The sequence below is a fragment of the Vibrio sp. SCP2 genome (assembly GCF_059295395.1).
Genome location: NZ_JCAFVV010000014.1, coordinates 1 through 13312, shown reverse-complemented (window position 1 = coordinate 13312; position 13312 = coordinate 1). Strand labels below are relative to the sequence as shown.

7 protein-coding genes are annotated in these 13312 nt (G+C 43.6%); 4 read left to right on the top strand and 3 right to left on the bottom strand.

Annotation, left to right across the window (positions count from 1 at the left end):
* Window positions 1-21: 21 nt before the first annotated feature.
* From dnaX to recR, 3 genes are all read left to right on the top strand, one after another.
* On the top strand, window positions 22-2151 hold the full coding sequence (dnaX, locus tag AC5O63_RS21140; protein ID WP_494506162.1) for a DNA polymerase III subunit gamma/tau: 2130 nt from the start codon (window positions 22-24) through the stop codon (window positions 2149-2151).
* A gap of 72 nt (window positions 2152-2223) precedes the next feature.
* Entirely contained in the window at window positions 2224-2553 is a 330-nt protein-coding gene (locus AC5O63_RS21135; RefSeq protein WP_004748326.1) for a YbaB/EbfC family nucleoid-associated protein, read from the top strand.
* Window positions 2554-2567: 14 nt separating this feature from the next.
* Complete coding sequence (recR, locus tag AC5O63_RS21130) at window positions 2568-3170, top strand: recombination mediator RecR (RefSeq protein WP_004748325.1); 603 nt, start codon at window positions 2568-2570, stop codon at window positions 3168-3170.
* A gap of 92 nt (window positions 3171-3262) precedes the next feature.
* Here the strand turns inward: recR and AC5O63_RS21125 are convergent, their stop codons facing one another.
* From AC5O63_RS21125 to AC5O63_RS21115, 3 genes are all read right to left on the bottom strand, one after another.
* A complete protein-coding gene (locus AC5O63_RS21125) occupies window positions 3263-3904 on the bottom strand; it encodes an outer membrane beta-barrel protein (RefSeq protein WP_494506161.1) in 642 nt (213 codons plus the stop codon).
* A gap of 92 nt (window positions 3905-3996) precedes the next feature.
* Window positions 3997-4245 carry a YkgJ family cysteine cluster protein gene (locus tag AC5O63_RS21120; protein ID WP_494506160.1) on the bottom strand — a complete coding sequence of 83 codons (249 nt, stop codon included), beginning with the start codon at window positions 4243-4245 and terminating at the stop codon, window positions 3997-3999.
* 83 nt (window positions 4246-4328) lie between these two features.
* Window positions 4329-5309 carry a peptidoglycan DD-metalloendopeptidase family protein gene (locus tag AC5O63_RS21115; RefSeq protein WP_494506159.1) on the bottom strand — a complete coding sequence of 327 codons (981 nt, stop codon included), beginning with the start codon at window positions 5307-5309 and terminating at the stop codon, window positions 4329-4331.
* A gap of 251 nt (window positions 5310-5560) precedes the next feature.
* On the opposite strand from AC5O63_RS21115, the gene AC5O63_RS21110 reads away from it, so the two are divergent.
* On the top strand, window positions 5561-13312 hold a 7752-nt coding region (locus AC5O63_RS21110; RefSeq protein ID WP_494506158.1), incomplete at its 3' end, for an Ig-like domain-containing protein.

Genomic DNA, 13312 nt, shown 5'->3' with positions numbered 1-13312 from the left:
GTTATTTATAGGTATCGTTTCATGAGTTATCTTGCCTTAGCGCGAAAGTGGCGACCAACCAAATTCAACGAAGTGGTTGGTCAAGCCCATGTTCTCACCGCGCTTGAAAATGCGTTGGCGCTAAATCGCCTTCATCATGCCTACTTGTTTAGCGGCACGCGTGGTGTGGGTAAAACCACTATCGGTCGTCTGTTCGCCAAAGGTTTGAATTGTGAAACAGGCATTACCGCATCGCCTTGTGGAGTCTGTGATACCTGTAAAGAGATCGATGAAGGTCGTTTTGTTGACTTACTAGAGATCGATGCGGCATCTCGAACTAAGGTTGAAGACACTCGTGAACTTCTCGACAACGTGCAGTACAAACCTGCACGGGGTCGATTCAAGGTCTATCTGATAGATGAAGTTCACATGCTCTCACGCCATAGTTTCAACGCCTTATTGAAGACGTTGGAAGAGCCTCCTGAGTACGTGAAATTCTTACTGGCAACCACAGACCCACAAAAACTTCCCGTGACTATTTTATCTCGCTGTCTTCAGTTCCATCTGAAACCAATCAGCGTCGATAATATTCACGAGCAGCTTGATCACATTCTTCAGCACGAGAGCGTTGATGCAGAAGCGAGAGCATTAGGTATGATCGCACATGCGGCCGATGGCAGTATGCGTGATGCGCTAAGCCTGTCTGACCAAGCGATTGCCCTAGGGAATGGTCAAGTGCTGACGGACAGCGTCGCACATATGCTCGGAACCTTAGATACCGATCAAGCACTACACTTGCTTGAAGCCATTAGCTCTAAGCAACCACAAACGGCGATGGAGTGTATTGCAACTCTGGCACAAAATGGCGTTGAGTGGGATGGGTTGCTCCAACAGTTAGCGACACAACTGCATAGACTTGCTATGTATCAGGCATTGCCTGCGACATTAGACCAAAACCAGCCAGATGCGGAAAAAGTTGAGCTGCTCGCGCGTGCATTGAGCCCACAAGATGTTCAGCTTTATTACCAAATTGCGTTAAAGGGACGACAAGATCTCCCTCTATCTCCTTCTGAAAGAGTGGGGTTAGAGATGGTTATCTTGCGTATGATGGCGTTTAGACCTGTCTCCCAGCCGCAAGCGAATGCCATTAGCACTCAAGCTGAAGCGTCTGCTCCTGTTGAACCTAAACCTGTGAACACGGTTCCTGTGGTCAACCCAGCCCTGCGTACTCAACCTAAGGCATCAACTCCTCAACCTCAGGCTTCTCAACCTGCTCCAAGCGCGAACGCAGTGCCTCCTGTTGCGGATTATGGCTACGAGCCACCGCAATATGATGAGCCACCGATTGAGCAATACATGCCACCAAGTGAGCAGTTTGTTCCCCCTCAGCCAGATATGGGGCAGCCAGCAGCTCAACCGCAAAGACAGCCATCATCGCAGCCGAGTGAACGAACTTCTTCACCTTTGAGTGGTCTACGTCATCAGTTACGTTCGCAAAGAAAAGGGTTAAACCCTGGGCAAGGTAATACGCCAAAAAAGGCTAATGCGACATCTGCAAAACCAGAGTCTGTTCTTGACCGTGTAGCAAAAAAACACGGTGGATCAGCGCAGGTGTCGCCATTGTCACAATCCAACTTCAATGCAGCACCTGAGCCAGCTAAGGATGAGCCATATCAATGGAAGCCGACCTTACCTCAGACTCAGAAAGAATCGATAGAGCTAACGCCAACGTTACTCAAGAAAGCGTTAGAACATGAGAAAACACCAGAGATGGTGCAAAAGCTCGTAGATGAGAGCTTAGAAAAAAATGAATGGGCGAAACTGATTAGCCAGCTAACAACTGCGAAGCTAACGGAGCAGCTTGCACTAAACTCATATTATGAGAAAAGTGGCGCGTCTATCTCATTGACGCTAAGAGCGACACAGGCGCATCTGAATACCGACAAAGCGCAAAGTGAACTGCTTGGTGAGCTCAATCGCGTTCTCGGAGAAGAGTGCCACCTAAGTGTCGAAGTAGGAGAGAGTGGTGAAACGCCACTGGAGCTGCGAGATAAGCTCTATCAAGGGCGTTTAAAGCAAGCTTTCACTAGCCTAGAGCAAGATCAGAATGTTCAGTTTATCGAGAAGCGCTTTGCTGCTCAGCTCGATAAAGAGAGCGTGAGACCAATATAATTGTCGGGGTTGAGTTTTACTAATTGAGCCCCATCTAATAACGAAACAAGCTAACTAACCAGAGAGATAAACATGTTTGGTAAAGGCGGTATGGGCAATCTAATGAAGCAAGCCCAGCAAATGCAAGATCGCATGCAAAAGCTTCAAGAAGAAATCGCTAATATGGAAGTAACAGGTGAGTCTGGTGCTGGCCTAGTGAAAGTGACTATTACAGGTAGCCATAGTGTTCGTCGCGTTGACATTGACGAGAGTCTAATGGAAGACGACAAAGAAATGCTTGAAGATCTTATTGCAGCAGCTTTCAACGACGCAGCACGTCGTGTTGAAGAAACTCAAAAAGAGAAAATGGCTGGTGTAACTGGTGGTATGCAACTTCCACCAGGCATGAAGATGCCTTTCTAATAGAGTAAGAATTAATGCGCACCAGTCATATGCTGGAGCAATTGATGGAGGCCTTACGTTGTCTACCTGGGGTTGGCCCCAAGTCGGCGCAGCGTATGGCCTTTCATTTGTTACAGCGTGATAGAAAAGGCGGCTTGCAGCTCGCAGATGCATTAAGCCATGCGATGACCGAAATTGGTCACTGTAGCGAGTGCCGAACTTTCACTGAAGAAGAGACGTGCCATATCTGTACCAACCCTAAAAGACAGGAAAATGGTCAGATTTGTGTGGTAGAAAGCCCTGCTGATATTGCAGCGGTTGAGGCAACTGGCCAATTTTCCGGTCGTTACTTCGTGCTGATGGGGCACCTTTCACCGCTAGATGGGATTGGTCCTAGTGATATTGGTTTAGATACGCTAGACTTCCGCCTTCGTCGCGGAGATATCAGTGAAGTGATTCTTGCCACTAACCCGACGGTTGAGGGTGAAGCAACGGCCCATTATATTGCTGAGCTTTGTCGAGAGCATCAAGTTCAAGCGAGCCGTATTGCTCATGGTGTCCCTGTCGGAGGTGAGCTAGAGCTCGTTGATGGCACAACGCTATCGCACTCTTTACTTGGTAGGCAGAAGCTTTCTTAATGAAATGATAAGACCGCGGGAAACTGCGGTTTTTTATTGGAATCGATATTTGATAGCAATCCATCCCTAGATTGCGCGTGAGAAACAACCCGTTAGAAACGGTAGTCGAATGAGAGGCTGATCTGATTGTTGTATGGGATTGAAACCTTGGTTGTTTCACCACTATCCCAGTTAATGGTGTTGTCGTATGATTCAAACATATGACGGTATTGTAAATCAGCAGACAAATTATCAAGAATTTGGTATTGCGCACCAACTTGTAAACCGTAAGTGAAGTCAGTATGACTGGCTTTGTGAGAAGCGCCATCCCCTGTATCACGATTGTAAATCGACATTTCAACTCGGTTGTTAACCAAACCAACCGTAGCCCCCCCAAATAAAGATAAATCTGAAGTTAGTGCATGAAGGTAATCATAAGAAATCAGGTACTCTGTTTGAGCAAGATCGACACCTGAACTTACGTGCTCAGGTTCTTCATTTAGACGGTTACGATAGAGTGAAGAGTCGACCATGTGGTTGATCGTGGCAGTAAATCGGTGGTTATCCTCTAAATATAAGCCGGCTCTGATGTGGAATGCGCCACCCTTAGCGTTATCGCTGAACGTGCCGAACTCGCTATCGCTGACTTCTCCCTTTACTCCTTGATAGCCACCACCTGCACCGATGAAGAACTCAGTGGCGTGAACCGAACAAGAAAGGCTAGCAATCACGAGTAAGCTAAGCTGTTTTTTCATTTTAACCTCCAAAGAAATGAGGCATACATTATCTTTGGAGTGAAATTAGAGAACTAATTAACAGACCTTATAACGATGATAAGCTTTACTTATCAAGTCAGGCTTTCAAGCTCTGTGATGTTGTCTAATGCTTGTTGATTTGATGAGCCACACACCACAGGGCATGGTTTAAACTGGTGACAGACCTTTGGCCGCTCTGGCTTCCCAAACAGTTTGCAAAGATTATCTTCATTTAGCTGAATACAGCGTTGTCCCGCGGGCTTTCCTTTAGGCATGCCGGGTATAGGTGAAGAAATACTAGGGGCTATGCAGCATGCACCGCAGCCTAATCGACATTCCATCTACTTGCTTCTCTGATCAATAATCTCGATATGGTAGCAAAAAATGTGAACTCTATCACCTGGTTACACCCTTATTACTGAAGTTAAGATTTTGGGAGGCCAAGTCTTGTATGAGACAGAGCTTGAATTAATTCAGTGCGTTCTTTCTGTGTTGCAATGAGTTTTTTAGGGTCGGTTATTGTATAAAGATTGGGGGCAGTATGTCGCTCAAAGTTGACATGTTTCCCATTGAGGATCAATTCAATATGCAAGTGTGGGCCTGTTGTTCTTCCACTATTACCTGAACGCCCTATTTCTTGTCCCTGTGAAACATGGTCACCTGTTTGGACTGATCGTTTTGATAGATGAAGATATCTAGATACTGCGCCATCCGAGTGTTGGATGTTTATGTAATGACCTGCAAAGCGGTTGTATCGAGACTTAATTACACGTCCGTCAGCGATACTATGAATGGGAGTCCCTACAGGAACAGCATAATCTGTCCCTAAATGGGGCATAATTCGATTGGTAATTGGGTGGAGGCGCTTAAGACTAAATTCTGAGCTTACTTTATAGGTGTTACTTAGAGGGTATTTATAGGTGTTTTTACTATCCACCTTCTCTCCAAATTGATTCAATGCCTCGTTGTTTTTATTAGCGCTAATAAAAAAATTACTTTCACTGCCACTGTAGTAAAAAGAACGGATTGACCTTTCATTATGATTATTGTTATTTAACTTAATAGCAAATCGGTCTCCTTTTTTTACGGAGCCTATAATATCGAACTGGTCTCCAATTAAATTTAGTAACGTGGTTATTTCTTTGTTTGATAGTCCGGAGTTTAATATTGAGTTAACAAATGAGTAATCGATGGAACCAGTTATGATGCTCTCACTTTTGGGCAGGGCGCGAGGGAGAGAGTCTGTGTACTCATCAGCAACCGTCAGGTGTCTAGGAGCCTCGAGAGCATAATCTGGACTAAGCGCGTATCGTGTAATGGAAACACCTACAACCAATGCTACTGAGGTGACAAAAAGAGCCAAGGCAATATTATTACTGTTTTGTCGAAGTATTAAGCTAGTCATTGATTCTGAGGCTGAGGATTAAGAAAGAGTTGATAGGGATTATAATATTTTGAAAATTTTTTACACTCGTCTAGCCATAATTAGTGTGTTTTAACTAATTAAACAATTATACGTACCGGATTATTCAGGGTGGCGATGTGGAATTTGACTGTTCAAGTAGTTTTTTTGTCAGATAAAGTGGTTTTTTTGCCACGTTGAGATATTTTTTGACGATAATATAATCGCGGAAAAATACACTTCGCCAAACTATTATGTTCACTAAAAATATACTGAAACTCTACCTTAGCCTTCTGGCCGCGTCATTAATATTAACCGCTTGTGGTGGCGGTGGTGATGGAGGTAGCGACAATACCCCTCGCGCTCGTGAAACAGGAATCATTTACGGAAATGTTTTCGATGCTCCAGTTTATGGTGCAACAGTTAACGTTTGGGAATATGACGACGGGAAGCTAGGCAGAAAATTGGCGAGTGCAACCACAGATTCTGTGGGGAACTACAAACTAGAATTTGAAGCATCGTCTCGTCCATTATTGGTTCGCTCTGAAGGGGGAGGATACACCGACCCATTGACCAAAGAGACAGTTTCAGTAAGTAATGGCAATGTTCTTAAGCTCGATGCAGTAATCAATTATAGCGAAGGCAAGACTCATAGCTTGATGCTCACTCCATTGACGAACATAGCAGCGGGTCTAGCAAAGTACAAAATCTCAAAAGGTGAAGCAGGTTCCAGTGCAATTTCTTCCGCGATAGGAAGTGTGAACACAATGTATGGTTTTAATGTCAATGAAACCTTACCGATTGACATCACCAAAGGTGGTCAAAGCGGGTACGCAACTCCAGGACACCAGTACGGGGCTTTACTTACAGCCTACTCGTCACTGTCTTACGACATGATTAAAAAGCATGGTAACTCTGACAATGTCTATACTTCCATGCACCTTGCCGATATTCAATATAGAGATGTAGTTGCTGACGGCTTGCTCAATGGTGAAGAGATCAGCCCAATAACAGGCGGGCTAACGAAATCAACGTTTGGTCAAAAAAAGATCACTAGTGATGTGTATACAAACGAGCTTTCCCAACATGTTTTAATTGTAGTGAATAACCCAGACCTGAATGTATCTGGCACATCTGGCGATGATTATGTTGAATTTAGTAAACAGTTGAATGGACAGGGTACGAATGGAAACAGCGGTGGCCTAATCCCTCCTAGAGATGAAACTCAGATAGATACCACTGCGCCAAGTGCTACCCGAGTTGGAAGTGAGGTGTTAGCAGGCAAAGATAAAGTTGCTATCGCTTTAACTGACGAAGTCGGTGTGAAGGATGTGTCAGTTTATATTCAGTATGAACTGAATGGATCATGGTCAAGTGAATATCAATGTGATGACTTGCAATCTTCAGGAAGTCAGTTTTGCTCGATCGTCTTTGATGAGTTTAAAGCAGGCCTACGTGAAACCAAAATCAACGTAAATATTGATACCGCAGCTATTGATAGTGTTGATGTTGATAGCAGTACAGGTTTATCAAATATAACGGGTGCTCGTTTGGTTGCCTATACATCAGATGTTTTAGGCAACGCACTGGTAGCCGGAAGTGATATTGGGCATTTAATTCCGTTCAAATGGGATAACAATGAGCCTGTTATTGAAATTACCTCAAGTACTACCATCAAGAAGGAAGATACCGACTACGTACTTAAAGGTATTGTGAAAGAGCCACCTGAAGAGCTAGCTTCTGTGACGGTGTCGTTTAAAGGAGGTTTACCAACAGCATTGGAGTGTGTTTCAGCCAGTGCGGGTAAGGCTTGTGAATTTAGCAACAACTATAAAACCTCAGATTTTCTATCATCCACTTCGTTTGAGGTTCGCGCGACAGACCAAAGAGGTAATGTAGGAATCAAGCCTTTTGAGGTACGTCAGGATGATCAAGAGCCGACTCAAGATCTCTCGTTTCCAGAAGGTGCACCTATGAACTTTGTTCATGTCGATGTATCTGGAGAAAGAACCACCGTTGAAGGCCCTTATAATCAAGATACTTATACACAAGATAATGTTCAGACCAGCCAAGACTACTTAAAGATCGATTATATCTATGCAAGCGAAGGCATAAAGAAGGCGATTCCTAATACTGACTTTAAGAACTTTAACCCTAGTGTGCTGAAAGAAAACAAAATCCCTTATCTACGTGTCAGAGTGTTCGACATTAATAGCAGTACAGTACTAGGTTCGAGTGCAGACGATTTAACATTAACGGTTAAATACTATGTAAGCGCCAAAAATGATGGCAACTATACGTATAAAGACCAAATCAAGAATAAAGCGGCGGATGGCACTGCCAATATTCCACATGAGACAATTGTAAAAGAGAATGGTCGAGTAGAAGAAATGATCTACTATGTACCATTCGTGAGAGAAATACTTGGCTCCAGTTTTAAGAGCGCGTCAGAAAACAGCAGCCATATGATTACCATTCAAACGCAAGATGGTGCTGGCAACGACAGCCAGCCGCTGAATATCTATTTTCGCAGTAGTTTTGACTTGCCAACGATGAAGGTCGTGACGCCATTCATTGGAGCTCGCGTACAGTTGGAGGGCCTAGCTCCATCTGGAGAGTTTACATCATTGGCAAGTTGTACGACTCAAACTAGTCAAACGAAAACAGAACTTGATGTCGCCTCTTGTGAAGCAACAACTGACCTAGTCAATTACGACTTTATGCGAGTAAGGCTCATCGGTATCGAGGGCGCTGCGCCACATTACTATCAGTGGAAAAACGATCCAAGCGCAAAGCAGGAAGTTAAACTTAATAACGCTAACATTGGCGCTTATTTTAAACTCAACGGTTCGCAGACATTTTATTTAACAGAATTGTCAACTTATCAAACAGGATTGTTCGACTACCAGTGGAACAAGCTCGCAGCAGGTGGAAAAACTTCTGCACGCGCCATTGAAATTTTGGATGATGTAAAAGAAGCATTGGCGGGTCGCTATAACAATTCGTTTTTTGGCTTTGATCCAACGGTTACACCCTATGCTACTAATGAGATGTTAGCCAATCCGATTCCTAAGAACCCTTCCAATGATTACTTACATCGTTTCCTAGTTGAAGGGTTTGAGAAATTGGCGCAACAAACACCGTTATACAATTCTGTGGACTTCTCGTCAGCGGTCTATGATGACTTTAGCTATGACGGTAAAGCCAATGGCATGGGGGCGGGTAATCGCCAGATTGTACTTGATCTCTATGAGTTCGGGCCTGATACATACCGAAAGCATTTGGCTCAACATTACTACGATATTATGACGAGCAATGGAATAGAGTCTAACGTCGCGCAAGCCTACGCTGATGTCATTTCCAAAGCTAACCCAAATTTGGATGGAACTCCTATTTTCGATAAAGAAGGAGAAAGTATTGATAAGCTTCCTCCTCAGCCGACCATCTTGATCCAAAGTGGCAGAGAAACCACTGTTGGAAGTAAGCGTTATGTAGCTGGCCAACTGGAATCAAAAATTATACTGGAGGACCCTTCTGGCATCGATACAAAAGACGGGAGTCAACCTAAGTTTGTCACTAGATGGTACAAGCAAGGTGACCCAAATACCCCGATCGATTTAGATCTTGAAATTACAGAAGGCGGAGCGAGTTCGAGCTATCGCAAAGAGTATGGGTTCACTCTAAATACTCAGTCTACTAACTTACCAGGTATTGTTGAATTTGCGTTGGAAACCAGTGCAAAAGACTTGCAAGGTAACGCCTATGGTTATGATGGTAAAGCGCCTCACTTACAGTCACTCTACGTCGATAATGACTACCCTAAAGCGAGTTATATATTACCGAGTGGCATAGAGTCTGATGAAGTCTATCTGAATGCAAGCTACGTACAGGAGTTGACGTTTAAGATTGAAGATACAGTCGGTGATAAGTTGGATCAAAGGGGACTAACTTTTTCAAAGTTAAGCGGGGAGAAACTCCCATTCACACACGATCTGTTTTCTAGCAACACGAATGAGTTCTTTAAAGTCAAACTCTGTACCGGTACTCGTTGTGCAGACCAAGGCAAAGTCATCGACCCAGGTCAAGGTGAATGGCTAGTATCCGTATCGGCTGAAGACCATCTTGGTAATAGAGTCACCGATGGCACTTCATCAGCACCTAAATTTAAGGTATTAATTGACTCGAAGGCACCGGTTGTGAATGGAAAAGTGATTTCCAATCGTCTAGGCGGAAATGCAGCTTGGACGCCTGATATTAGCTGGGGATTAAGTCCGGGTAAGCAAGTTGACGTTTTACTAAAAACGGGGGCTGGCAAGCTAGTTAACCTGAAGCACTATGAGGTTGAACCTCCAACCAGTGATGAACCTTATTTGTTCGGAACACAGCCTGACGTTAGAGTTCGGTTGATTCCCTCGGCTTTCGACTATAAGGAAACAAATACGTTCAAGGTGGTCGCAGCGAACAGCGCTTTCCCTGCGAGTACAAGTGAAGGAGAGTTTGAGTTTAAAGTCGACAATAAAGGCCCAGATATTGTTTTAGATAGCCCATGGATTGCCGACGCAGTTTCAAAAGAAAGCTATGTAATGGGTCGTAAATTTAACATTAGATTCAGTTCTGTGACCGACGATTCAGAAGTGAAAACGGTTTCTCTATGGCAGGATGGAAAAGATACTGCCTTATATACCCTCGAGCCTAAGAACCCTAGTCAGCCATTTGAAATGTCTATTGGGACTGATCAGAGTGATCAAATTCAGTTAGACCCAGACGATAAATCAGTCAAACTGATTGTAAAAGCGACAGATGAATATGGTTTTGTCTCTGAGTCTCAGCCAAGCAAAATACTGCTCGATAGAGAAGGCCCTACGTTATCTTTGCATGGCTATAAGCCAGAGCGTGAGGATATTTACTACCTTGGTAAATATGTATTTGACGTGATTGCTGAAGACCTTGATAAAGAAGGTGTACCTTCATTGGCTGGTGTGAACAAAGAGAGCTTGGAATACTGGACGTATACAGATATCCCACCTCAGACTGAAACAGGAACAAAAATCGGCGAGACGTTGAAGTTACCTTTGGGTGACTTGAAAGATGGTGATAACTGGGTGCGTCTAAAAGGTAACGATGTTCGAGGAAATACTTCTACGTCTGACTTTAAAGTTAAAGTTCACAACAGCATGCCTAGTATTAAGTCTTATGCGTTAGCGTACAAAGATGATCAGACGAATATTGATGGTGCAATTACTCGTGACGTTCCAGTCGTCGTGACGATGGAAGTAGAGGACGTAAGTGGTATTGATAAAATTGAGGCGACTTATAAACACTCTGCTCAACCGCAGTCTTCCGATCTTGCTTTCATAGAGATTTCGAAAGGTAAGTATCAGGCTGAATTGTCGCCTGCAGACCTTCCAGAAGATGGAAGGTACGACCTTAGAATTAAGGTTTTCAATAACGTGAAATATAACGCGGAGTCTGATCGTAAAGTTAATGACTTTACTAAAACGATGAGCGTGCAAAGACAAGGTGTCGCCCTTACTGTAGCAACGCCGAACCCGTTCCAAAGTCATATCTCTGGTCCAGAATTATCGGTAACGTTTAATCCTGTTGGAGAAGTAAAAGCTAAGACTTTAGAGTGTTGGGTGAGAGAAAACTACACTTCGGATAACGCACCATCTGATAGTTACGCGTACTCGGGAATTATTGATAACCCTCAAGAACCTTACTCTTGTACTGTTAAAAGCGACCGTAATATGTCTGACATTCCTGTAGTCCTGATAACAAGAACTATTGGAACAAATGACAAATCTACAGTATCCAAATTCCGCTTTGAGATGGTAGATATTGAACCACCAGTTGTGAAACACGGGGACACATACCAATTTGTTGGCAATGAAGTGTCTGTTGACTCTGAGGATGGTACAACCAAAACACTGGAATTCTCATTAGACTTTGAAGATAAGCTATCTGGCGTAAACATCTCAGATCAGAATGCGTACCCTAAACTAGTCAGAAACCGTGGAAATATGGCTTTTACTCCTCAAACCTGTACTACGCAAACAGAAGGTAAGACGTCATGTACTTACAAGGAAAAATACGATGACATTATTGATGGTTTGAGTTCTAGTCACGATTACAAAGTTAAAAACTTGAGTGACATCGCTGGGAATGTAGCTGCTGATCATAGCTTGGCGTTGTTACTTCCGTCTGGTAAGCCTACAGTTGACATTCTAAGCCCTCAGACCGATTCAGTGATTGATGGTCAGAAACTTAGTGTGTCATTTAAAATTAAGCGAAACGATAATTCTAAGTTAGACAACTTAACAGCTACTGTAGGTAGTGAGTCTTATAACTTTAAAGATAACCGCTCCATGTTCACCCCAATTGAGGTGTGTGGCCCAGGGGATCTGGCTGGATATGATTGTTCGACGTTCTCTACCCAGTTGTCTAAAGATACTGACGGTAAAACTTTGAATGTTAGTATTTCTGCAATCGACGTCTGGTCAAACACAAGTAGTGATAGCATCAATGTCAAAGTTGACAATTCACCACCTACTATTGGCGATGAGGTATTTATTACTCAGTCAGGGGCCGACAAAATTCGTTTCAGATTTAACATTAAAGATGAGGTAAGTGGTCTAGCTAAGGTTAAATACAAAGTTCTCAATCCATCATTTGAAGAAGAAAAACTGACTGATATGGATTACTTTGAGATAGATAAATCGATGTTAGAAGGTCTTGACAGCATAAAGGTGGACATAACAGCGACTGATAAAGTGAACTTGACCACAACAGCGTCTAAAACTATCGATATTAAGACACCGGAAGTTACGGTAAGTTTTGAAGGCGTTACGTCATTAGAAGGTGGCAAGCTATTACTGAAAAAGAACAACCAACCTTATACTATTACGACGGTAGATAAGGAAGGCGTAAGTGCTTCCCAATATAGTTTAGAGCTAGTCCCAAGCACTGGAGACAGCTTGAAGTATGCAGGTAACATTAACTCATCAAGTGCTAATGGCACGATGAACTTTACGGTTAATGATCAAGCTGCTTATACCTTTAAGATGACCGTAACGGATTCTATTGGTAGACAAGTGAAGAGTTTCAAACTCTTCAATGGTAATTACGATGATACAGGCATTCCTACCATTGTTGACCATGAGCTACCAACGGTGTCGATAGCAAGTGCGACTCAGCTATCCCAGGTTCCTGACAACGGTAGATATCAGCTAGATGTCACAGCATATGTCGCTGACAAGAATTTAAATGTGGTCAGCTCATTTGCAGATAATGGTAGCGGACGCTTTAACCCTCAATCAGTCACAAAGCCTACTAATGAGTCGGATCCTTATGTATTCCACTATCTTCTTGCGCCGGGGAGCTATACGTTCAATGTGAGCGCCAATGATCTAGCAAATCAAAGCGCTGAACGTACGATTAGCGCGAAAGTTGAGGCAGCGACAATTCCGACACTAGCAATCTCGACATCAGCTACTCCCCCTCTCGCAGGAGGGGAAGAGGCGACTCTAACGTTTAAATTTTCTGAAGAAGTCAAAGATTTTGACTTCTCAGATGTAAAACTTACTGCGAGTGATAGTGGGGGTATTGGTCAGCTGAAACAAGAAACTTGGGCGACAACTGACAATATTACTTGGACGGTTAAGTACTTAAGTCCAGTCGGCGAAAACAAAAATATAACGATACGGGTTGATGATAATAGTTACCAGAGCTTAAACACTATCCCCGGAAAAGGGGATAGTTTGCTTCTGGGGGTTGAAGGCGTGTTACCAACCCTTACCAATGCGACCTTTACTCCGGGTTACCAAGCCATTGGTCAAAGTGTTGGTGTGAGACTGGAGTTTGATAAAGAGCTGCAGTCTGCGACCGCGACTTTAGGGGGCACGACCATCAGTTCACTGGCGGCGACGGCAGACAAAAAAGTGTGGACAGGTAACGTCATGGTACCGAGCAGCAGTGACCGCAGTGTGGGACTCGTGGTGAGCAACTAC

What these genes read in the sequence shown, in the direction of transcription:
- dnaX (WP_494506162.1), top strand. Translation starts at nt 22, where the DNA reads ATGAGTTATCTTGCCTTAGCGCGAAAGTGGCGACCAACCAAATTCAAC.
- AC5O63_RS21135 (WP_004748326.1), top strand. Translation starts at nt 2,224, where the DNA reads ATGTTTGGTAAAGGCGGTATGGGCAATCTAATGAAGCAAGCCCAGCAA.
- recR (WP_004748325.1), top strand. Translation starts at nt 2,568, where the DNA reads ATGCGCACCAGTCATATGCTGGAGCAATTGATGGAGGCCTTACGTTGT.
- AC5O63_RS21125 (WP_494506161.1), bottom strand. Translation starts at nt 3,904, where the DNA reads ATGAAAAAACAGCTTAGCTTACTCGTGATTGCTAGCCTTTCTTGTTCG.
- AC5O63_RS21120 (WP_494506160.1), bottom strand. Translation starts at nt 4,245, where the DNA reads ATGGAATGTCGATTAGGCTGCGGTGCATGCTGCATAGCCCCTAGTATT.
- AC5O63_RS21115 (WP_494506159.1), bottom strand. Translation starts at nt 5,309, where the DNA reads ATGACTAGCTTAATACTTCGACAAAACAGTAATAATATTGCCTTGGCT.